The organism is Salinarchaeum sp. IM2453 (assembly GCF_019693215.1).
Lineage (GTDB): Archaea > Halobacteriota > Halobacteria > Halobacteriales > Salinarchaeaceae > IM2453.
Window position 1 is genome coordinate 2,023,632 of record NZ_CP081183.1, and the last position, 23,206, is coordinate 2,046,837.

Below are 23,206 nucleotides of genomic sequence, written 5' to 3' on the forward strand. Positions count from 1 at the left end.
GGTCTTGTTTCACTGTATCTATGACACTTCGAGAGCTACGACATGACTGTTGCCAGGACGCTTATCTAACCATCTGGTAAAGTGTTCAAATATTGTGTCAAATATTATTTTGAGGTAAAATTAAATAACTTTGCCGAATATATTATAAAAATATTTTATTTTGCCGAAAAACAGTTGCTTGATAAACTTTTCTCGCAGATATTACCTTATTAACCTCGTTTAAATCATTATAAATCATGTTCATCCTTAATGTGGATGAATTCAGTAGGGACTGCACATTTCATCATATCGTATTTAGTGTGGTACTCTGGGGAACTGGCTAGTAAGGTATCAAAGTTTGTCGTCGGTATCCTTTATTTGGTACAACAATCGGCCCTCGTATCAGCCTGCCGCCGTCCTTCAAATTATCCTGGCCTGTCAGGTAAAAATTCACTTTCCGTTCGATTGGGCCATTCCTTATGTGTACCGCATGTGAACCGACTTTTCCATTTCGAAGGTGACTAACTATGGCTACAGATCCTGAATTTCCAACTGACCGTCCAAGTCAAAGCAGCGATGAGCCTGTTCCTCCCGAGGAGTATAGTGAGAGTGAGAAAATTGACTATGATGTCACACCTCCAAAAACGGATTATAAATCATTATTCAAGCACTTTGGACCCGGTATTTTACTGATGATGACTGGCGTGGGAACAAGCCACATTATTACTATACCCACCGCTGGTGGTCGATTCGCATGGGCTCTTCTATGGGCAATTCCGCTAGCCTATGCATTCAAGTGGTACGGTTTTCGGATGGCATACCGTTTCACGTATGCAACCGGAAAAAGCATCATGGATGCGATGAATGCAACGAAGCGTAAGTGGGCTTTGTGGTATGTTTTGTTAGTGTTTGGTGTACAAATGTTAATTGGCCAAGCAGGACGGTTGATTGCTGCAGCTGCTGTACTTTATTTTGCCTTTACAACGCCCGGATTTGTCGATCTGCCAATGTGGGTGTATGCTACAGGGATCGGCGGGATTAGCGTTGGTATTATTCTATCGGGTAAGTACCGCCTTGTTGAGTGGGTTGTCAAGATAATAATGGTGGTCGTTGTCATTGCGTTTGTGCTTGTCTACTTTGTCAACCCGCCTCCAGCTGATGCGTATGTTAATTTCTTCGTGATCGATGTGCCTCCTGAAGCATGGCTTGTCTTCGCTGCAAGCATCGGGCTTCTCCCAACCGGAATTGACGTCTCATTACAAGCATCTGAGTGGGGCTTAGCGAAAAAGAAAGGTCTACCTCGCCTGCGTCGCCGTCTTGAACAGGAGGGAGCAGCAAAAGATATCGATAAATTCAACGGTTCAACTGATGTCAGTGATTTCACCGTTGATTACGATCAGCTTTCTGACCGAACACGCGAATACTGCTACCGATGGTTCAGAATCGGCGTCCGTGACTTTGACTTTAGTAATGTTGTTTCGCTTATACTCGCCATAATTATTATGTCCCTATCGGTTGTTTGGATGTATCCGTCAGATGTTGAAGGAGAAGCTGCGATTGGAGAGATAGCTGCTATTTTTACTGAATCCGTTGGATCATGGATGATGGCTCTCTTCCTTCTCGGCGCGTTTGGAATTACATTCTCTACACAGTTCAACTATTTCGATGGTCGTCCACGAGTTATCTCTGCCGCTTGTCGAAACCTGTTCCCTAGAGTATCTAAATGGTCTGGAGTCGAGAACTCACCAGACGGAGCATCACGCGTCTGGTATTCTGAGTTGAATATCTGGCGTATTTCAATGATGTTGTCCTTTGTTGGTGCCGTTGCAATCATCGCTGGTGTTCCTGAACCCGTATTTGTTGTCTTGGTTGCCTCAGCACTTGCAGCCGTGATTGCACCAATTATCTTCTTCTTTAACTTCTGGTTCTGCCTGAAAGCAATCCCGGAAGACAGTGAGTTTTATCCAGCACAATGGGAGATTTACTTCACGTGGATCAGCCTCATTGTATTTACCTTCTTGATCATTCTTTCACTGCTAGCAATGTTCGATTTGATCGGTTGGATCATCCCAAATGCATAATTATATTCAGATAGTGTCATGCCAACATTTACTATAGATAAAGAACGATTTCTCGGGCTTGCGATCCTTGGTTTAGCTATTGGAATGGTCACGCTTGTAGGTTCATTCTTGTCTCCTACCCTCGGTCAATACTATATTGGAGATCTAGTCCAAGAAGAGTCATATGCAACAGTCCATGTCGATGAGTCAGATGAGAAAATAGAGATAACTGTTACCAGTCTTCTGAATGCTGATATGATCCAAGTACAACACTCAGCAATCAATGAGTCAGTGGCTACAACAAAGCTCAATGAAACAGGATCTGAACTTCACTTAGAACCAGAAAGTTCCTATCTTGATGCACCAATCGAAGAAGGAGATGTCATTGAGTTTGTTATTCATGTTGAGGATGATAGTGGCTTAGACGCAATTGACACCAGACAGTACGAAGTTAACCATACTTATCCCACGTGAAGATGTTCCGTAAATTGTCGCTCACACGTTAGCGAATGACTGTAACTGGAACAGCTGATCGACGAATAACTTTTTCCGCCACACTTCCGAGCAGCACTCGGTCAATTCCTTTACGACCGTGACTTCCGATAAATATATGATCGATGTCGTTGTCCATTGCGAACTCTACAATTGTGTTGTGTGGTGTGCCTTCGGCAAACTCGTATTTGGCATCAAATCCGGCATCGTTGAACTGCTGTTTAAATTCAGCAAGGTGGTCTTCGATTTCTTCCTGTTCGGCTGCCTCCTGATATACGCGGGTCTGTGTAACTGGAATTCCCGGTGCGACCACATGTAGTAGAGTAATTTTTGATCCCCAAAAATTATCCAGTGCAAACCTGACTGCTGCTTGACAGGGGTCTGAGTCGTCCACTGCGATCAACGCATGGGCATCATCTGCTGACATACAGAATCTATATGTTGTACTCAGTTTTATTATAAAGACTTTTGGCTCTGATCAAAATTTATCATGTTCCTTTATGATGAATAGATCAGAGACTATTGAATTTTATCCACTGTATTTTTATACTAGTATACGAGAAGTCTATGTCATTATTAAATGTATTGGTTGGTGTAATACGTACATTGATCCTCGATTATTCATGTAAGTATATGATAGTCACAACTCACACGTATGATTAATGTAGGTGTAAACGGATACGGAACAATTGGAAAACGAGTCGCTGACGCTGTTGCAGCCATGCCGGACATGTCTCTTGTCGGGATCAGCAAAGCGAGTGCTGGCCACACAGCAGATGCAGCCCACTCACGTGGTTACGATATCTATCCTCCGGATGGACGACAAGAAGATTTTGCACAAAGCGGAATTAACACGGCAGGGGTTGTCGACGATATGATTAAACAAAGCGATGTTGTTGTCGACACCACCCCGGCTGGAATGGGTGCTGAATATCGGCCCATTTATGAGGAGCACGATACACCTGCAATCTTTCAAGGTGGAGAACCCTCTGAGGTCGCCCCAGTAAGCTTCACTGCTCGGGCAAATTATAATGAGGCAATTGGAGAAGACTATGTTCGAATTGTATCTTGTAATACTACTGGGCTAAACCGCCTCTTTGCTCCATTGCTTGAAGAATATGGGATTGAACGGGCACTTGTCACGCTTGTCAGGTGCCGAGGCGAACATGCTGTGATTTCTGCTGATCCGGTTAATCCCCCATCTCACCACGGTCCAGATGCGCTTGAAGTGCTTCCTGAGATCGGCGACATCCAAACGATGGGAATGCGGGTCCCAACAGTTCGCCATCACTTCCATACAGTCAATGTTGAGCTTGAGGATCCTCCGTCTGAGTCTGACATAATTGAGTTTCTCTCTTCAGAATCACGACTTCATCTTATCGATGAAGACTTAGACATGAACTCTGGATGGGACTTACAGGAATTCGCTCTGGACCGGGGGCGCGATCGTATGAATCTCTATCAGAACCAGATATTTGAGGGCTCAGTTACTGTTGAAGGGAATCAATTATACCTGTTCCAGTCAATTCATCGTGAGAGCGATGTCATACCAGAGAACATCGATGCAATCCGAGCGATAACCGAAGGAATCGACAAAGAAGAGAGTATTGCACGCACCAACGAAGTGCTTGAAGTCGGAGGGTTCTAATAGATGTCTCAACACCAGTCTTCCCGTGAGCAACATGAAGACTCTGATAATCTCCTTTGCCAAGGTCTAGGTGCGAGTCCTGGCGAAATAAGTGGTAAGGTTACCATTGTAAACGATCTTGAGGAAACAGATCAGGTAACTGAACAAGATATTATTGTTACAGAGATGACGATGCCGGAAATGGTTCCCGCAATGAAACGGGCAAGTGGCATTGTCACCAATCAAGGCGGGATTACGTGTCATGCCGCGATTGTCTCTCGTGAGCTAGGAGTTCCAGCAATTGTCGGTACAGGAGACGCAACAACTGAGCTAGAGGATGGGCAAACAGTCGAAATCGACGGTGACCGGGGCACAATTAAGAAGGCAGAAGCTTCGGACGTACTCTCCTCGTCTAGCGAAACTGATGACACAAGTCAGACATCTAATTCATCAGAAAGCACCTCCTCATCAACAGCTACCACGGACCCAGCTGTTCCCACAACTACAGCAACCGATGTGTTTGTCAACGTTTCAATTCCAGAAGCAGCCGAAAGGGCTGCAGCAACAGACGCAGACGGTGTCGGTCTTCTCCGGGTAGAACATATCCTGCTATCATTGCAAAAGACGCCGGCAAAGTACGTTGAGGACCACGGCGCTGATGAATTCGTTGATCAAGTTGCACAGGAAGTAGAACGAGTTGCAGAAGCGTTTTATCCACGTGAAGTCCGAGCTCGGACAATGGACGCACCAACAGACGAATTAGCAGAGCTTGAAGGCGGAGAGGCCGAACCCCACGAACATAATCCAATGCTTGGCTGGCGAGGCATCCGACGAAGTCTTGATGAGACTTCACTAACAAAGCTTGAGCTTCGTGCGTTTAAACAGGTTCGTGACAATGGATACGACAACCTCTATGTAATGTTCCCCCTTCCAAATGATCCTGAAGAGGTTGTTGAAGCACGTGAGCTAATGCGAGAAGTTGGGATTAATCCCGACGAAACTAAATGGGGTGCAATGATAGAAACCCCAGCAAGTGTCCGCCAAATCGATGAAATTATTGATACCGGTATTGATTTCGCTGCATTAGGTACAAACGATCTTATTCAGTATATCTTAGCTGTTGACCGGAACAACGGCAACGTAGCAGATGTCTTTGATGAGATGCACCCAGCAGTGCTAGAAGCTATGAGTGAAGTCATTGAAGCCTGCAATGAGAATGATGTGCACACAACGATTACTGGACAGGCCGGATCTCGACCAGAAATGGCTCGATTCTTGGTTAATGAGGGCATCTCTTCTGTATCAGCAAATATAGACGCAGTGGATACCGTTAGAGAGGTCATTGGACGAGCGGAACAAAAACTGATCCTTGATGAGGTCCGGGCAGAACGACTTGACTAATCTGGGCTAATCATTTAAGAGCATGCGTGGCACAGGTGTACCGATCACGACTCCATTCGACTCATCTGGAGATATACACGAAACAAAGCTTGTTGATGTTGCTGACTGGTTAATGGAGAGCGGCGTTGATTTTCTTGTTCCTACCGGATCGACGAGTGAAGCTGAACTCCTTACAGCAGAAGAACGCCATCAGGTTACAAAGATTGTTGCCGAGACTTCATCTGTTCCTGTTCTCGCTGGCGCTGGTCATCCCGGTAGAAAGGAAACACTACAGCAGATATCAAAAGCCGTGAGTGCTGGAGCAGATGCTGTTCTGATTGTTACTCCTTTTTATTATGAGCATTCTCAATCTGATCTCATTACTTACTATCGATCGATTGCGGATGCCTCCTCTCTTCCTGTCTATCTATATAATGTTCCAGTCTATACTGACACCTCGCTCACTCCCTCTACAGTTCAGACTCTATCAAATCATAGGAATATCCACGGAATCAAAGACTCAAGCGGTGACCTTCAGCAACTAAAGCGAATTATCACCTTGACTAATGATTCATTTGATGTTCTTGTTGGGAGTGGCGGAATCTATGCTGATGCTCTTCTCAACGGAGCAGATGGGGGGATTCTTGCCCTTGCCAATATAGCTCCTGAACTCACAACGGCGATTTACACAGCTGTATCAAATGATAATGTTCAAAAAGCGATTGGCTTGAATAGACAAGCAGCGGCGTTAAATCACGCAATCACACGTCAACACGGAGTTGCTGGACTGAAACACGCCATGCAATATCGAGGCATAGACGCCGGTGGTATTCGGTCGCCACATACTTCGGTTACCGAGCGTGATGGAAAAGAGATACAAGATATCTTAGACCAGACTCCTATGATAAAATGAACTGTCCCGGAGACAATTCTTGGGGCACTCTGCCTGCTTTTCCCTGTAGAATTCCCATTTTGCAGCAGCATTGATATTTTACAACAGTTTCTGGCCAATGCTGACAAGTGTCTGCACTACATTTAAACAACTGTGCTTTCCGATGCAGAAACGCTCACTGAACTTCTTATTGCCGCCGTTGTCAGCCTTGGCGGGCTTGTTTTGGCGTATATAGTCATCAGCAAAGGCATTGAATACCTCGCTTCATACCTACCAGGTACTGATCCACAAACAATCCGCTCGGTATTCCGACGGCCAGTTGTTGGCACGGCATTTCTTTTTATTGTTTGGGTGTTTCTCCAACCCCTTCCGATTCCAGCACAAGCTCAACCGGTTGTGACACCAGGTTTTTGGACAGTTGGTGTTCTTCTTTGGCTTCCCGGGTTTCTCCGTGCTGGACGCATTGGAATTAAAGCAGCCGTCAAAACGGAGCAACTTGAACAGACGGTAGCCCCTATCGTTCAAAACATTTGGACGATTGTGATCCTACTTTCCGGAGCTGGCGTACTCATGTCAATCTGGGGCATTGAAATCACACCACTGCTTGCTTCTGCAGGTGTCCTCGGCATTGTACTAGGATTTGCTGCCCGGGAAACAATTGCTAACTTTCTTGCAAGCTTATCTCTGTATGCTGATGATACCTACCAAAAGGGTGATTTTATTGAGATTGAAAGCGCCGATATTACGGGATATGTAAATGACATCAGTATACGAAGTACAACACTTACAACTCTTGATGGTGACATCGTTACCATTCCAAACGGACAACTAAACGAGGAGATTATTACAAACCTTTCAACTCCACAACCAACACGTCGATTACACTTACCAGTCGGTGTCTCGTATGAGGCAAATCCAGCTGAGGTAAAATCTGTTTTCCATAATGTTGTGGAAAAAGAAGGATTAGTTCTCAATCAACCAGAGCCTCGTGTACATCTTCGTGAGTTTGGTGACTCTGCAGTTATTTTCGAACTGCTCGTTTGGATCGACCAGCCTCGGAAAAAACGAGTTATTGAAGACAGGTTAAATACGGCAATTTATGACGCACTCGCAGCAGCTGACATCGACATTCCATATCCCCAGCGCGATGTTCGTATATCAACTGCTGATGACTCCCCGGGACGTGATACTGATCTTGTAGATAATGAGGAGGAGTCGGATTGAATAGGTGCTATGATTCTTTTTCTTTCTCTTTGTTTGATGCAGCAAGTTCTCTATCTAGCAGTGAGTCATCTGTGATATTGATCTCTTCTTTTGATAGATCAAGTTCTTCTTCTAATTGTCTCTCAAATTCTCGCTCAGAGATTTTCCCAGCAACATACTGCTCTCTGAGCTCTCGTGCTTCTACCGCTTCCAACTGCTCGTTGCTGTCGGATTCTGTTGTTACTACAAACTTGTATCCAACATATGTGATGATAATAAAGAGGGCCATCATCAGTGGTACAAATATCATCCCCATCATTGGTCCACCCATATGTGAACCAACTCCACCCATTGACATTGCTAACGAGAGCATCACCTGTGAAAGTAAAAATATTGCTACGGCTCCTACTAATAGCCATTTAACCAACGCATCTGTTATAGGTTCTCTCACATGTAGATTACGTATTCAAACGACTTGAGAGCTATTGTATGCTAAATTATATAATCTCAGGTTGTTTCAAAACTCAGAGGCTGGGCTCTTTGTTTCAATCGTAATCTCTGATTCATGGAGAACACTTATTAAGGTTCTATTTCTTCTCCCTGTACGTGCATGCTACACACTACTGGTGACCTCCTTTCTATCGATGTCGGGGCTTGTTCAACGACGGATATTGATATCGACTCACTTACCTCCAAGTATATCGGTGGTAGAGCGCTTGCAACTCGATTAGCCCACGAACGAATTCCGTTTGATGCGGATCCGATGGGACCAAAGAATCGACTTTTCTTCACGACCGGTCCACTGCAGATGTCACAGATGAGCTTTACTGGACGGATGAATTGCACTGGTATATCTCCTCTTACTGATGGTCTGTTATCTAGCAACGCTGGTGGATTCTTATCTCGTAACTTTGCTAGTACGGGTTACGCTGCAGTTGAGTTAGCTGGCAGTAGTGATGAACTTCTTGTTATTCACGTTCGAGATGATGAGGTCCAATTTGAGCCAGCCCATAGCCTCCATGGTGCAACCGTTCCTGAGACACTCGAATATCTTGAAGCAGAACGGGATATTTCACCTGATCAAACGACAGTTATCGGGCCAGCTGGTGAGAATGCCGTTCGATTTGCTTCAATTATGACATCTGGTGAGCGAGCCTTTGGACGAGGAGGTCTCGGTGCTGTTATGGGTGCAAAAAATGTGAAGGCGGTCACCTTTGCTGGCGACCGTGCTCCATCAATTGAGATCCCATCAATCCAACAGGAGATCCACAGAGAAGCAGCAACTGACGACCATATTATGAAAGACCAGGGGACTGTCTCAGTTATGGACCTAGCTAATGAGATCAATGGTCTTCCGTCATACTACTTTTCAGAACAATCCTTTGATGGAGTCGAAGAAATCAACGGTGCCGCAGTCGCAGACAAAAAGTACAAAAAAGGAACCTGCTCAACGTGTGCTTTTGCATGTAAACTCCCAACGCGTGATGAAGAAACTGGCATTGAGACAGAGGGACCGGAATTTGAGGTGGCAATGGCACACGGGTCAAACTCGGGCGTCGATGAAATTGTTTCAGTAATGAAATCAAATGACCTTTGCGATTCCTATGGGCTTGATGCCATCTCTGCAGGCAACACGATTGCTGCTTACCTTGCCGCTGAAGACGAATTCGGCAACACTGACTTAATTCATCGGTTACTTGAAAAAATCGCCCACAGAGAAGGAATTGGTGATAAATTAGCTGAGGGAATTGATCGAGTCCACGAGGACCTTGGCGTTGAGAACTGGTCCGTAAAAGGTCTTGATTTTGCTGCACATGAAGGGCGAGTATTACATGGCCAAGGACTTTCCTATGCGGTTGCTAACAGAGGTGCTGATCACATGTATGCAACGTTTTATTCTGTTGAGTATCCACTTGCTTCAGAACACAAAGCAATGGATCCAGAAGGAACTCTTGGTAAAGCATCCCGACTTGTCCGTAGAGAGAATTTGATGGCTGTCAACGACTCAGGTGTTCTTTGTAAATTCGCCCGTGATTACATGACTCCAGACCGGTATGAAGAACTGTTTGCGTGTGAGTTCGACACACTTCTCAATGTTGGCGCGAAGACGGTCACCCTCGAACGGCATTTCAACAATCAGCGCGGGTTCGATGCTAGTGATGACCGTCTTCCATATGACCTCCCTGATTTAAACGAAGCCATCAATGAGTACTATACAGAACGCGGATGGAATGCTGGAGTTGTTCCGGATAGCCAGTTACCGGCTGATCTGTAGTCAAGCAATCTGGTTGTCTACAGAGAAAGCAGGCAGCGTGCCTCGGGGCTTGACCCGAGGTTGTTGACCAGTAGCATACCTTTTTGAATATGTAATGCCACTAGCTACACTGATGACAGTCGAGGTACAACAGATTCAGTTGTCAAATACATCGTTTGAAGGTAACAATAATGCATATCTTCTCAAGACGGAGGAAAAAACAATATTAATTGATACTGGTGATGGCACACCAGAAACCCTAAATCAACTCCAGAACGGGATTTTAGAGTACAATACCGGTATCTCTGATATTGATCATATTTTTCTTACACATTGGCACGATGATCATGCCGGATTAGCCGGCGAAATTCAGGCAAGGAGTGGTGCATCTGTACATGCACACGAGAAGGATCTCCCACTCGTTGAACAACGTTCCGAAACTTGGAAGAACATGTACGAAACCAGAATGGAGTACTATGACCAGTGGGGAATGCCTGAGCACAAGCAACAAGATCTTGAATCGTTCTTCAGACAAACCGATCTGACAATGCGGTCACCAGACGTGACGCCGATTCAAGATGGGGATACATTCACCTTTGGATCGACAACATTACGCGTAGTTCATATTCCTGGACACACAGCTGGACTGTGTCTATTTGAAGTCAATAATGGAGCGGACATTGCCTTTACCGGTGATACCCTATTGCCGATGTATACACCTAACGTTGGTGGGGCTGATCTTCGAGTTGTCCAACCGCTTAAACAATATCTTGACGGCCTTGGCCAGATAATTGACGCAAACTATACCCGTGCATGGCCTGGACATCGATCCCCGATTGATAATCCGGTAACCCGTGCGACAGAGATTATAGAACATCACAAAGACCGCACGATTAGAATAATCAACGTGCTTGTAAATGAAGGTCCTTGTGACGCCTGGACAGTTAGTAATCATCTTTTTGGAAAACTTGAGAATATACACATCCTCCACGGTCCCGGCGAGGCATATGCACATCTGGATCATTTGGAACGGACCGGTGCAGTACATTACGAAGCAGGCACATACCAGCTTTCATCACACGTTGAGTCATTAGCTGAGTCAAATCAGTCCAGTGAAATAATTGATATATGCTTCTGAGCGATATCTGCCCGACTGTATTTTCTAGGCGTGTCCAAGTTTTATTATTTTATGCTAGGCAGAATCAAGTACTATAGGATCTGGAGATCCTGTTGACTAACACATATAGTATGCCCTTAATTGCCAAATATAGTTTATTTTATACGGTGACTAAACCGCCTCATTACTGTAGAAACCCCGAGACAAAAACTCCCGGATTTAGCCGCGGGTAGTTCAAGTGAGGATCGGTGGTAGAGCTACCTATATTACTGATCTCAAAATCCATATAATCTAATTGAATTTAAACTTAGATGCGTTATCGACAGAATTAGCAACTACAGAAATTCATGGAGTCCATGTGAATCGCCAAAACGTAGGGTAGGTAAAATATATCTGTGCGATAGTTGTATGTGTATAATCTTATATGACACAACTTCAATGAGTTAACTTCCATTTCTGCAGGCCACCTCCTCGTTCTCAACGAGTCGCCGAAGGCGGCGAGTAGACAGGGGTAGCTCACTAGAGAATAATGCTAAATTGAGCTCAAGCATATCCATTTTCGACATGAGTAAATCACAAGTTTGTTCAGCCACTTTTTCTGCCAGATAGCATGTCTGAACCGGCAGTAAATCATTCATCTCCATACAAGTTACCTCCTGAGAACTCCAGTCCAACTCGCTTTCTCACAGTTTCTGGTCATATCACCTCGATGTGTATGTCTCATACTCTTGAAAGGGCTATAGAATATCACGCTCCAGACGCGATTATTGCAATCCCACCTGACGAACATCATGTTCCTGGAGCATTATATGATTCTTCACAGTCCGTTCTTTCCTGTGGCCGAGTACAAACTCCCGACTCATATTTGGTCAACAAGGATACGATGATCTACACAATACCTCACAGTGTTGAATCGCTGTCAGTAGAGTCACTTGAACCTGTAGATCAAGCATCTGATCCTCCGGCATCCTTCGATGCTTCTCTTTCGATTTATATCACGAATCAAATTTCACTCCGTATCAACCCGTACGACCGTACAACAACGCTAAAAGGTCTACAATCGTATTTAAATCAGCTACCAGATTCATTAAACTATGAACAAGGCATCCATTGCTCTACGGAACTCCGTTCTGGATATCGGACCATTAAGTCTATTGACGGAACAAGATACCAGATTGTCGGGATCGGTCAGGGAGACGAAACAAGTAGTGCTGGATGCGATACACAAACTGATACTATTGGTATATTTGATGTTTTTGAGAATGGTGCAGTTACTCACAGTGAAATGGATCCAGTAAATTTTGGAATCCGTGGGTTGCAGGGTGTTGGTTCCACACGAGCTAAATACCTTCGACAGAACGGGTATACAACAGTACAACAGATTGCTGATGCAACACTTCGTGATCTACAGCAACTACCAAAGGTTGGCCGATCTACCGCACAGAACATTAAACAAGCAGCACAAGGACAAATTAGCAATAAACCTATTATTACGGGAGAAAATCCGCTCCCTGATAAGGACCCCATTTATATTGACATCGAAACTGATGGGCTTGCTCCCTCAACTGTCTGGTTGATTGGCGTCCTCGATGGTACAGCTGAACATGGTAGTTATCTTGCATTCAGAGAGCAACAGCCGGAAGATTTTCGACATATTGAAGATTTTGTATTCTGGGTGCAGGCCAATGCCGCCGACCGACCCATAGTTACATGGAATGGTTACGGGTTCGATTTTCCTGTACTACGTGACCAAATTCAACAACACTGCTACGATCAAATCGAAACGTGGGAAAGTCTACGCAAGATTGATCTATTATGGTGGGCGCAACACCAAGATGGCGGCAACGCTATTTTACCTGGGCCGACCAATCAACTAGAGCAGGTAGCAGAAGCGCTTGGTTGGACGCCAAATACGACTGGGATTAATGGCCAACTTGTGGCGAAAATATACACTGCGTATCGGTCAGCGTTTAATAATCAACGTGATGAACAGTCTACATACCGCCCTGATTGGTCTCGGCTTGAAAGGTACTGTGAGGACGATGTACGTGCACTCGCATCAATCTACGAAGCACTAAAGAACAGCCACCAACCTATTGATAACCAACAGCAAAAACGTCGATCAAATAGCACACAAGGGGCACTTTCTGATTTCACATGAGTAATAAACGACGACCAGACACAACTTTGAACGAGGCTTCGCTATCGGAACGTAATTTTGAAGAAGCATATCCTGAATACCAAGGACAGATCAAATATGCTGAGCGCATCAACCCCAGAGACGGAAAATCCGTTAACCCGGATAAGGTTCTCCGACCGAAGCTCGCTGATCGTGTTGGTTCTGACTTGTGGACACATCAGGCAGAGGCACTTGATCTCCTTGCCGAACAGGAGAATGTTGTTGTGACAACGAGCACATCATCTGGAAAAACGTGGGTATACGCCTTACAAATTGCACGCAACTATCTGCGTAACCCAGAGAACACTGCGCTTTGCCTTTTTCCGATGAAAGCATTGACGCGCGACCAGAAGAACGAATTACAAACAAAGTTGCAGGACGACTGGAACCTTGATATTACTATTGGTGTTTACGACGGTGATACAAGTAGCGATCAAAAGCGCCGAATTAGAAAACAGGCAAATGTCATTTTGACAAACCCTGCTGGCCTAAATGTCTATTTACTTCGCCATAACAAAGATCGTGGCTGGCACCGATTCTACAATAACCTTGAGTTAGTTGTTGTTGATGAAGCTCACGAATACAGTGGTGTCACAGGAACTCATGTTGCATTTATCATCCGCAGATTGCGCCGTCTGCTGAACTATTATGATACAGATCCACAGTTTGTAATGACAACGGCAACGATAGGTAATCCTGCAGAGCATGGAGCCCGACTTACAGGCGCTGAATTTTCTGTTGTTGATGAGGACGGATCACCCCGCGGACAGCGGGATATTATTTTCTGGGAACCACCGATTGATGAGTCTCAACTCTCAGACAACCCAGACGATCCACTTGGAGATTATGAACAGGCTCGGGTTGCAACGGGAACAGAAGCAGCCAGTGTAACCGCACATCTTGGTATTAATGGAGCACAAACGCTACAGTTCTGTACAGCCAGGCAGGGAACTGAGGTTGGAGCAAAACAAATCGTAAATGCAGCACAAGACCATCCCGAAAGTGGCTTTGTTGAGACTCAAGCGTATCATGCTGGTCTCGGCAAACAGCAGCGAAGGCAGGTTGAAACCCGGCTCAAAAACGAACAACTCGATGCTGTTGCAACAACAAATGCTCTTGAGCTGGGAATCGATATTGGATCAGTTGATGCAACTGTGACAGCTGGATATCCAGGAACACGACAATCATTCTGGCAGCAGGTCGGGCGGGCCGGCAGAGGAGATAACGATGCAGTGTCCGTTCTTATCGGTGGTATGGATGCAATGGATGGCTACATCTTCGAGCATCCATCGTATCTGACTGAAGCAGAGTCCGTCGAAGATGCTGTCGTATCGATTAGTAATGAACAGATATACAGCGATCATATTTTGGCCGCTGCCTCAGAACGCCCACTCCAGTCAGAGGATGCCATGTTCTTTGGGGATGAATCACGGTTTGGAGAGACTGTTGCCATGTGGCAGAAAGCAGGATTTCTTGAAGAGGTAGGCTCGCTTGATGGAGGGGGTGTCACTTACACCGGAGATCCCCGTCCCCAATCTCGGATCTCATTGTACGGAACTGACAGCACCGAATATACAGTCATCTGTAAACATGGCGAAATTGACCATGACCCGGTGTCAAAAGAGCGCGCCTATCGAGATTACCATGAAGGTGCACTATTTCTCCATGCTGGACAACAATATAAAGTTGCTAAGGTTGATCATACATCACCGCGACCACAAATTACTGTCACAAAAACAGACGTTCACAGCTACACACAGACTCAATCGAATAAATCTATCCAAGACATTACCGTCATCAACCATCGGCCTCTTGCAAATGGATATGATCTGTACTTTGGAGAAGGGACTGTCAACATACAGTACGACCGGTACCACGTGCGCGATATCTACACAGGAGATATTATTCAGCACGGACTCAAAACAGGTTCTCCACCACTCGAACTGAATACTGAGTTGATGTGGGTTAGCCTCCCGGAACAGCACTGTTCAAAGACTATTGCGGCTCTTGACGGCAATTATCTTGTCCCATCTACTCGGGCGGAGGAAGATAGACGAGTTCCAGATGAACCAGCACGATATACATATGCCGGTGGACTGCATGCAGCGGAGCATGGAATAATTCAATTAGCACCTCTTGAATTGATGATTGATAATGCAGATGTTGGTGGCTTATCGACTCCCCGTCACCATCACCATACAATTCCCGGGCCTGTTTGGTTCATCCATGATGGAATTGATGGAGGCGTGGGATTCTCGAAAGCAATCTACGAGAACTTCACAGCCTTGGCCAAACGAACATTAGACCGCGTTGAGAATTGCCAGTGTTCTCGTCGCAGAGGGTGCCCACTCTGTGTCATGTCCGAGCATTGTGGCAACAACAATGATCCATTAGACACACTTAGCGGTTCAATGATCCTCAATGATGTGCTGTGTGCAATCAACGAGAATTAACACATTCCAAAGTTTGCTCAGATAAAACGGCTACCAAGCGAGTGTAGCGTTCATAGTGTGATTTATCATAATCCCTATTATTGATCGGATATAATCCCATACAACGCTGTTTGTCATGAAATACCATACTATTATTGTCATTGTGACCATTATTTTCACAGGCGGGTGTGCTGAGCTGATTGACACTAACGATGGGAATAGTGAAAATGATGAAGATGATCCATCACACATAACTAACGTTAGTGGGGACGTTGCCGTTCATCATATAGACGTTGGGCAGGCAGATGCGACACTTATTGAAACTCGTAAAAACGAGACAATGCTGATCGATTCTGGAGATCACTGGGATAACGGTGAAATTGTAATCGACTACCTTGAGCAACAGGATATCACTAAGATTGATCACCTTGTTGCTACACACGCGCATGCAGATCACATTGGTGGACATGCTGATATTATTGAAACGTTTGAGACAGAATACGATGGAATCGGTAATGCCTACGATCCCGGTGTTGAGCATGACACTCAAACATACGGTGACTACATCAACGCAACAGAAGAGTATCTTGGTGAGCTGCTGATAATCGAAGAGGGCGATGAAATACCAATTGCAGGAAACGTGAGTGCATCCATATTGAATCCACCGGAGGAGCGACAGTCAGATGACTTCCACGAGAACAGCGTGGTAATGAAGATCGAATTTGGTGAATTTGTCTATATCACAACCGGCGATGCAGAAGTACCGATAGAACAACGATTAGTAGAAGAATTAGACGTAGATCTCTCCGCACATACATACCAGGCCGGGCATCACGGGTCGAATACTTCGTCGAGTGAACCGTTCCTTGAGGCAATGTCCCCAGAAGTTGTTGTTATCTCAAGTGACTTTGACAGTCAGTATGGACACCCTCATGATGCGGTGCTCGAACGGTTTGCTGCCCACAACATCGAGACATATTGGACAGGTATACATAATACAACGGTTGTAACAACTGATGGAATAAATGTCAGCGTTACCACTGAGCAAGAAGGGCCAACCGATCCGCTACAACTTCGTGATATGAACCCAGTCGAAGATGCTTCTAGCAATTCGCTCGGACAACTGACCGACACCATATTAATCGATCAGACCCCACTGATACAAGTATGACACTCAGTGGAATATATACAGCGGCGGTCGATCGAATTGTAGATGGGAAACATGCTGTCCTGTTAGTTGAAAATGATGAGGGGGAAACAATCGATGAGAAAGTGGTACCTGTCACAGAACTCCCAGAACAGGCGCAGGATGAATTAGGACTTGTCTCGGTAAAATTTGCTGATGACTCCCCGATTGAGTACACATACTTGCAAACTGAAACGCAAAAGCGCCGAGAATCAATTAAAAAGACACTTGACCATATATCAACACCACTATCTGAACGAACTGAGGATGAATGAACACTCCCACTGACTGCAACAATTGGTTTTGCTCTTCTGCAGGGATGAATGCTCAATTCAGATAATGTAGTATATCTGACTGCAAAATCCCTTGTACTTTTTTTTGCACTACTGCTCCAAAGCATTTAATTGAATATATGTTCAATTGTATTTTTGATGGCACAACTGACAAAGCCGCCTTGTAGATGGGGACGATTACTTCGCTGGTATCGTAATATTATGAATCGGCCTGATGTATGTAGACAACCAACAGTGGATATCCACTGCCATTACTGGATTACTGACAGTCCGGAGGGATTCGGCAATGAGTGAGCTGGATCACGATCACGGCCCTGATTGTGACTGTCCTGACTGTGGCGACCCAAGATCAATGGACTTTCTGGATAAGTATCTCACTGTCTGGATTTTCCTTGCTATGGGTATTGGAGTTGGGCTTGGATACGTCGCCCCGGGTGTTGTTGAGCCGATCCAAGATTATTATCTTGTTGAGATTGGCCTTATCGCCATGATGTATCCGCCGTTAGCGAAAGTCAACTATCGACAATTGCCTCGTGTCTTTAGTAAATGGCGGATTCTGAGTTTAAGCCTCCTCCAGAACTGGCTGATTGGTCCCACTCTTATGTTCCTTCTAGCGGTGATCTTCTTCAGCGGGTTAGTGCCACCGTTTCCGGCACATCCTGAATACTTCCTTGGGCTGATTTTTATCGGGATGGCTCGCTGTATTGCAATGGTGCTTGTCTGGAATGACCTTGCTGATGGGTCCAGTGAATACGCCGCAGGATTAGTCGCATTTAACAGCCTTTTCCAGATCATTACTTACGGTATCTACATCGCATTTTTCGCACTGTATCTCCCAGATGTACTTGGGCTGGACCAGCTTGCCGCTGGTATTGGAGACTTTGATGTCACGGCGGCACAGGTATTTGAAGCAATTGCTATCTTTCTTGGCATCCCATTTGCTGCAGGACTACTCACACGCCTTGGAGGTGTTCGAACAAAAGGCGAAGAGTGGTATCAAGAACAGCTCGTTCCTAAAATCAGCCCCTTGACGCTGATCGCACTGCTTTTTACTGTGATTGTGATGTTTGCTACTCAGGGAGAGAATATTCTCGCACAGCCACTTGATGTTGTCTGGATTGCTATTCCATTAACTATCTATTTCATCATCATGTTCTTTGTCAGTTTCATGATGGGGCGCGGCATTGGTGCTGATTACTCAACAACAACGGCGATCGGATTTACTGCCGCTTCGAATAACTTTGAACTTGCAATTGCCGTTTCAGTGGCAATATTTGGGGTTGGCTCTGGTGTTGCCTTTGCCACTGTTATTGGTCCATTGATCGAAGTCCCCGTCCTGCTTGCCCTTGTATACGTAGCAATTTACTTCCAAGAGAAATTTGATTGGGGAGGGTACGATACTGGGCAACTTGAGAATACGAACTCACCTGGTGACGATAACTAATTCCCGTCTCTTTTCTTTTCCTCGTAGTAAGCTCCTTGCTCCCCAATAGATATAGCTGCGTATACTTTGCTCATTTCCATATTATTCAGTAACCAATCCGCAGCTTTGTCAATGGGATTTTTCTGTTCTTTCTCTACAGGTCGTGTACCACCGGAGGAGGCATATACTGTATCAAGAAACGATGTCCGAATTTGTTTATTCTCAAAGATCCCGTGGAAGTATGTCCCGAGGACTTTCCCTTTACTAACTCCGTATTTAACCGCGCTTGTCTCGTCCTCAGGTGTCAAAAATGGTGTTGACACACTATCTTGTGCTGTTGTTTGTCCCATATGTATCTCATAGCCAGTTGCCTCTCCAGTTGCCCCTGAAATCGGGCCTGTTCCAGATACAATGAACGTTCGTTCTCTTACTGTTTTTTCTGTCTGAAATTCTGTCTCAACAGGAAGCAATCCAAGTCCATCTACAGTGGACTTTTCAACTGTCCCTTCAAGATCTGCATTATGAATTTGCTCGCCAAGAAGTTGGTATCCGCCACAGATTCCAATAATTGGCCCATCAAATGATCGTAGTTTTTCATCGAATCCTGCTTCAGTAAGTGCTAGAAGGTCATCAACTGTATTCTTCGTCCCTGGAATAATTACAGCGTCCCCGTCAGAGATTTCCGCAGTAAGCGGCCGATACGAAACCCGTACTCCCGGAACAGTGGCGAGCGGATCAAGGTCTGGAAAATTAGATATCCTTGGTAGGCGTGGTACTATGATCGTTACCTGCTGTTCCGTTGGTACCGTATCTTTACCAACTGTTGTCTCTACATCTCCTGCTGGAATAGAGAGACTATCCTCTTCTGGTAATCCAAACTGTCTCCAAGGAAGAACCCCCAATACTGGAATCCCAGTTTGGTTCTCAATCCTGTCTATGCCTGGATCAAGGAGTGTCTCATCCCCTCGGAACTTGTTAATCACGACCCCAATCACCTGATCTTTTATATCATCTGGCAGCAACTCAATCGTACCTAAAATCGAAGCAAATGCTCCACCACGTTCAATGTCTGCGACAAGAATAATAGCCCCCTCTGTAAACCGTGCTGTTTCAACGTTTGCTAAGTCTCGATCATGGAGGTTAATCTCAGCAATTGAACCTGCACCCTCTGCGATAATCACATCATGAGAGCCAGAAAGCCGGCTCCACGCCTGTTTGGCTGCGTTATATGCATGATTCCACTGTGATTCATAATAGTCACGGGCATCATACTTGGCAACAACGTCCCCATCAAGTATTAACTGGCTCGCTTCATCTCCATGTGGTTTGAGTAACACCGGATTGATATCTGTATTCGGCTGTCGTCTTGCTGCATGTGACTGAACATACTGTGCTATTCCGACTTCGCCGAATGTATCCTCTTGTGTTGCTTTCGGGACGGCGCGGGCATTGTTTGACATATTCTGCGCTTTAAATGGTGCTACGGTGAACCCCTGATCCGCGAGTATTCGACAAAGTCCTGTCACAACTGTTGACTTACCAACATGAGATGCTGTCCCAGCAACAAGAATTGTCTCAGTCATTAATACTCACTTCCCCGTCGAGCTTGATATCCTGCCTCTGAAGGGTGTTTTTCCTTTTCAACATGGGAGATTAGATCTGCAATATCTGTTATCCAATCCGGTCGCTTGTGGCCTCCTGTTATAATAATCTCCAGTTGGTCTGGCTTATTTTCCAAGATATTACGCACTTCACCTTCTTCGATCAAGTCCCGTTCGACGGCATACAATAATTCATCAAGGACTAGCAGATGGACTCCATCTTTCGGATCACCGGTGCTTGAAAGAATATCTTCTAACTCTGCCTGTTTTACGCCCTCAAACAAATCCTTAACCCGGGTTATTCCTTCCATCGCCGCCTTTCTGAACTTTTCATTGTTTTGCTCTGGACGATGCCACCCTTCGGCTCCAACTGACTCACGACTCACATTCGGTATACTATCAAGCACGGTATATTCTCCCGGTCGATACGGACCTTCTTCAACCGTCTTTAGAAATTGTAACATATGTACTCTATACCCATGTCCTGCTGCACGGATGATCGTTCCAAGTGCCGCCGTAGTCTTGCCTTTACCATCGCCCCAGTAGACTTGTATCAGTCCAAACTCATCTGGAGCGTTTGAGGATATATTCCAATCAGGCATAGTTAACTAATCGGTCAAAGATTCCACTTGCTGGGTGAAAGTGCGTATACGCACCTACTGTGTTATACTCTGTAAGACCATCTTGACTATCATTAATTCCTGTACCCTGTTTAACGTCAAATACATACCGGGCGTCCGGTCCTGGGCGCGCTTTGGAGTGGTGAAATTCATGACCTCGATATTTCTTCCCTTTGTCTGTTACTGCTGTCTTCTTCACAGCCTGCAACTCTGTGTATCCAAGCGCCTCCCGGTTTCCATCAAACGTTATTTTAGCTGGAAGCACACCTGCCATGTCATAGTGGCCTGGTGTTAGATTACTTTGGTCAGTGACCACAATCTCTTCTGCGAGAGTCATCAATCCACCGCACTCTGCATACATCGGGGTACCATTGACAGATCTAGTATATATCTCATCAAGTGTCTGGCTATCGGCCAATTTTTTGGCTTGTAACTCTGGGTATCCGCCAGGAAGATAAATTACATCGGCATTAGGGACCTCGTCACCAGCAATTGGAGAAAATACCTTCAGTTCCCCGGTTGAACGGATTCTAGTCACGGTTTCTGGATAATAGAATGAAAATACTTCATCACAAGCCATTGCGACCGTTTTGTCTGTATTTGTTCTTTGCTGTGCTTTGTTTGCCGTTTGTCGGTCTGCTGGTGGCTGTGCTAATGACCGTATTTGCTCAATAGCGAGTGTTTCGGTAATCTTATTGAGGGAATCCGTACCGATGATTGAGTCCGCTCCGTATGTAAGCCCAAGGTGTCTGTCAGGTATCGCTAAATCATCGTTTGGTGGAACTCGTCCAAGGTACTCTATCTCCTCAGGAAGCGACCGCTTAATCCCTTCTTCATGTTTTCCTCCATGCGCTCGCTGTGCGATTATCCCAACAATATTAACATCATCATATTGGTCAAATCCCAAGGCCATTGCTCCAACGCTTTCCATACATGCATTAGCATCTACGACAAGGATAACTGGTAGATCAAGACCCCGAGCAACCTCGGCTGTTGAGGTTTCCGTTCCATCATATAACCCCATCATGCCCTCAATAACACATAAATCTCCACCAAATCGCTGGTATTGACGATACATCCCATCATTTCCTTGCAGCCATGGATCAAGCGTGCGAGAGGGCTGGTCAGCAACCGCCTGATGATGCATTGGATCAATAAAATCTGGCCCCGCCTTGGCTGGCTGTACATCACATCGCTGTTCGAGTCCCGCTAATATTGCTAACGTTGTCGTAGTTTTTCCCACTCCAGAGTGCGTTCCAGCGACAATAACTCCAGGTATATCAGACATTGCTCAACACCTCAATAAGATCATCATTCTCCTCAGGCATCCGAACAGCGATACGAATATGATTGTCTAATCCATGAAACGTCCGGGCATCTCGGAGTTTAATCCCAGCTGACTTAGCTGTTTTACAAATTTTGTCAACAGATTGTTGTCCTGTGTCTATCAATAAAAATGGGGCGTCTGAAGGAATAACTGTGAAATCTGATGCAAGCTCATTCCAGATTCGTATACGTTCTTCTTGGACTCGGTCTTTTGTCTCTGATACGAATGATTGCTGCTGAAGACAGTAGGTACCTGTTAGTAATGCTGGTGTACTCAGATTCCATGTTCGTCGTATTGAGTTGATCTTTTCTTGGTATTCTGCACTAGCAACTGCATATCCAGCACGAATTCCAGGCAGTCCATACATTTTGGTGAGCGATCGGAGCACGATTGCTCCAGGAGTTCCCGCAAGTGAGGACTGATTTGTAAAATCAAGAAACGCTTCGTCGATAATAACTGCTGTATTCGCTTGTCTGCATTTCTGAATAAGTGTCTCGAGGTGACTTCGACTATACAGGTAGCCAGTAGGATTATTTGGATTACAAATTATAACTGCTGTATACTTTGATGGGTTAATATCCAGTATTTTCTGAGAATGTACACAAATTGGGTCTCCTCCTTGTAATCTGACTTCACGATGGTATTCGCTAAAACTTGGTGCGGGAATTGCAACCCGATCTCCTTGATCAACAGTGCTCTGTACTGCCAGTCGAAGAGCTTCGAGCCCGCCAGCTGTTGGAACAACTAACTCATGATCACAGCTGACAGCGTTACTCGCGTGCTTCCGAAAGGTTGTATATGTATCATCTGGATACCGTCGTGCGAGCTCAAAACCAGACTCATACTGTTCACGTACGCCATCTGGAACAACCGGATTTGTATTTGCGCTAAAATCGATCAACTCATCGTCTGTTGTTCCTCCGTGATGTACACGATTAACTTGTCCTTGTGTCATGCTTATTCCTGAGTCTATTGGATTTAATTGATTGCGCTCATCTGCTGATATTCCTCAAATTACCGGTGGCTACATTATGTGACGGCTCAAGGGGCTTAGAGTCTATGTGTATAGCTATTACGCGTGAAAGATGACTTGTGCTGTACATTTGCTGTCTGTAATTATATTTGCATTAGTTCAAGCGTA

The 23,206-nt window shown here is 45.3% G+C and carries 19 protein-coding genes and 1 pseudogene; 13 read left to right on the forward strand and 7 right to left on the reverse strand.

Annotation, left to right across the window (positions count from 1 at the left end):
• Window positions 1-506 precede the first annotated feature (506 nt).
• Window positions 507-2,060 carry an Nramp family divalent metal transporter gene (locus K0C01_RS09695; RefSeq protein ID WP_221169507.1) on the forward strand — a complete coding sequence of 518 codons (1,554 nt, stop codon included), beginning with the start codon at window positions 507-509 and terminating at the stop codon, window positions 2,058-2,060.
• A gap of 18 nt (window positions 2,061-2,078) precedes the next feature.
• Window positions 2,079-2,513, forward strand: a complete 435-nt coding sequence (locus tag K0C01_RS09700) for a hypothetical protein (protein ID WP_221169508.1) — start codon at window positions 2,079-2,081, stop codon at window positions 2,511-2,513.
• A 28-nt stretch (window positions 2,514-2,541) separates the two neighbouring features.
• Here K0C01_RS09700 and K0C01_RS09705 read toward each other — a convergent pair whose 3' ends face one another.
• Entirely contained in the window at window positions 2,542-2,958 is a 417-nt protein-coding gene (locus tag K0C01_RS09705; RefSeq protein WP_221169509.1) for a universal stress protein, read from the reverse strand.
• A gap of 228 nt (window positions 2,959-3,186) precedes the next feature.
• Between K0C01_RS09705 and K0C01_RS09710 the strand changes: the two genes are divergently transcribed.
• The 4 genes and pseudogenes from K0C01_RS09710 to K0C01_RS09725 all read left to right on the forward strand — a co-directional run bounded on the left by K0C01_RS09710 (window position 3,187) and on the right by K0C01_RS09725 (window position 7,654).
• The gene (locus tag K0C01_RS09710) at window positions 3,187-4,179 is read left to right on the forward strand and encodes a type II glyceraldehyde-3-phosphate dehydrogenase (RefSeq protein WP_221169510.1); all 993 of its coding nucleotides are present in this window, start codon (window positions 3,187-3,189) and stop codon (window positions 4,177-4,179) included.
• A gap of 45 nt (window positions 4,180-4,224) precedes the next feature.
• Window positions 4,225-5,559, forward strand: a pseudogene (locus tag K0C01_RS09715) (aldolase/citrate lyase family protein); the annotation flags it as partial.
• A 22-nt stretch (window positions 5,560-5,581) separates the two neighbouring features.
• Window positions 5,582-6,451: a dihydrodipicolinate synthase family protein gene (locus K0C01_RS09720; RefSeq protein ID WP_221169512.1), complete on the forward strand. Its 870-nt coding sequence runs from the start codon at window positions 5,582-5,584 to the stop codon at window positions 6,449-6,451.
• Window positions 6,452-6,583: 132 nt separating this feature from the next.
• Window positions 6,584-7,654, forward strand: a complete 1,071-nt coding sequence (locus K0C01_RS09725) for a mechanosensitive ion channel family protein (RefSeq protein WP_221169513.1) — start codon at window positions 6,584-6,586, stop codon at window positions 7,652-7,654.
• A gap of 7 nt (window positions 7,655-7,661) precedes the next feature.
• On the opposite strand, the gene K0C01_RS09730 is transcribed toward K0C01_RS09725, so the two are convergent.
• Window positions 7,662-7,991: an SHOCT domain-containing protein gene (locus K0C01_RS09730; protein WP_221169514.1), complete on the reverse strand. Its 330-nt coding sequence runs from the start codon at window positions 7,989-7,991 to the stop codon at window positions 7,662-7,664.
• 252 nt (window positions 7,992-8,243) lie between these two features.
• Here K0C01_RS09730 and K0C01_RS09735 point away from each other — a divergent pair, with 252 nt between their 5' ends.
• Together K0C01_RS09735 and K0C01_RS09740 are read left to right on the forward strand one after the other, a co-directional pair.
• Window positions 8,244-9,908, forward strand: coding sequence for an aldehyde ferredoxin oxidoreductase family protein (locus tag K0C01_RS09735; protein WP_221169515.1), 1,665 nt, complete (start codon window positions 8,244-8,246; stop codon window positions 9,906-9,908).
• Between the two features lie 112 nt (window positions 9,909-10,020).
• Complete coding sequence (locus tag K0C01_RS09740) at window positions 10,021-11,025, forward strand: MBL fold metallo-hydrolase (protein WP_221169516.1); 1,005 nt, start codon at window positions 10,021-10,023, stop codon at window positions 11,023-11,025.
• Window positions 11,026-11,447: 422 nt separating this feature from the next.
• Here K0C01_RS09740 and K0C01_RS12830 read toward each other — a convergent pair whose 3' ends face one another.
• On the reverse strand, window positions 11,448-11,570 hold the full coding sequence (locus K0C01_RS12830; protein ID WP_255568268.1) for a hypothetical protein: 123 nt from the start codon (window positions 11,568-11,570) through the stop codon (window positions 11,448-11,450).
• Between the two features lie 44 nt (window positions 11,571-11,614).
• On the opposite strand from K0C01_RS12830, the gene K0C01_RS09745 reads away from it, so the two are divergent.
• From K0C01_RS09745 to arsB, 5 genes are all read left to right on the forward strand, one after another.
• Window positions 11,615-13,165, forward strand: a complete 1,551-nt coding sequence (locus tag K0C01_RS09745; RefSeq protein ID WP_221169517.1) for a ribonuclease H-like domain-containing protein — start codon at window positions 11,615-11,617, stop codon at window positions 13,163-13,165.
• Window positions 13,162-15,636 (forward strand): DEAD/DEAH box helicase, encoded by a 2,475-nt coding sequence (locus K0C01_RS09750; RefSeq protein WP_221169518.1) that lies wholly within the window; start codon window positions 13,162-13,164, stop codon window positions 15,634-15,636. The genes K0C01_RS09745 and K0C01_RS09750 overlap by 4 nt, the downstream gene beginning before the upstream one ends.
• Before the next feature lie 115 nt (window positions 15,637-15,751).
• Window positions 15,752-16,786 carry a ComEC/Rec2 family competence protein gene (locus K0C01_RS09755; protein ID WP_221169519.1) on the forward strand — a complete coding sequence of 345 codons (1,035 nt, stop codon included), beginning with the start codon at window positions 15,752-15,754 and terminating at the stop codon, window positions 16,784-16,786.
• Window positions 16,783-17,076, forward strand: coding sequence for a DUF3006 family protein (locus tag K0C01_RS09760; RefSeq protein WP_221169520.1), 294 nt, complete (start codon window positions 16,783-16,785; stop codon window positions 17,074-17,076). Before K0C01_RS09755 ends, K0C01_RS09760 begins: the two co-directional genes overlap by 4 nt.
• A 304-nt stretch (window positions 17,077-17,380) precedes the next feature.
• Complete coding sequence (arsB, locus tag K0C01_RS09765) at window positions 17,381-18,538, forward strand: ACR3 family arsenite efflux transporter (protein WP_221169521.1); 1,158 nt, start codon at window positions 17,381-17,383, stop codon at window positions 18,536-18,538.
• On the opposite strand, the gene K0C01_RS09770 is transcribed toward arsB, so the two are convergent.
• From K0C01_RS09770 to K0C01_RS09785, 4 genes are read right to left on the reverse strand one after another with little or no spacing between them, the layout of a single operon-like run.
• A complete protein-coding gene (locus K0C01_RS09770; protein WP_221169522.1) occupies window positions 18,535-20,100 on the reverse strand; it encodes a cobyric acid synthase in 1,566 nt (521 codons plus the stop codon). The two genes, arsB and K0C01_RS09770, sit on opposite strands and share 4 nt — an antisense overlap.
• Window positions 20,100-20,720, reverse strand: a complete 621-nt coding sequence (locus K0C01_RS09775) for a cob(I)yrinic acid a,c-diamide adenosyltransferase (RefSeq protein WP_221169523.1) — start codon at window positions 20,718-20,720, stop codon at window positions 20,100-20,102. Before K0C01_RS09775 ends, K0C01_RS09770 begins: the two co-directional genes overlap by 1 nt.
• On the reverse strand, window positions 20,713-22,017 hold the full coding sequence (locus K0C01_RS09780) for a cobyrinic acid a,c-diamide synthase CobB (protein WP_221171245.1): 1,305 nt from the start codon (window positions 22,015-22,017) through the stop codon (window positions 20,713-20,715). Before K0C01_RS09780 ends, K0C01_RS09775 begins: the two co-directional genes overlap by 8 nt.
• 1 nt (window position 22,018) lies before the next feature.
• Entirely contained in the window at window positions 22,019-23,020 is a 1,002-nt protein-coding gene (locus K0C01_RS09785) for a threonine-phosphate decarboxylase (RefSeq protein ID WP_221169524.1), read from the reverse strand.
• Window positions 23,021-23,206 lie beyond the last annotated feature (186 nt).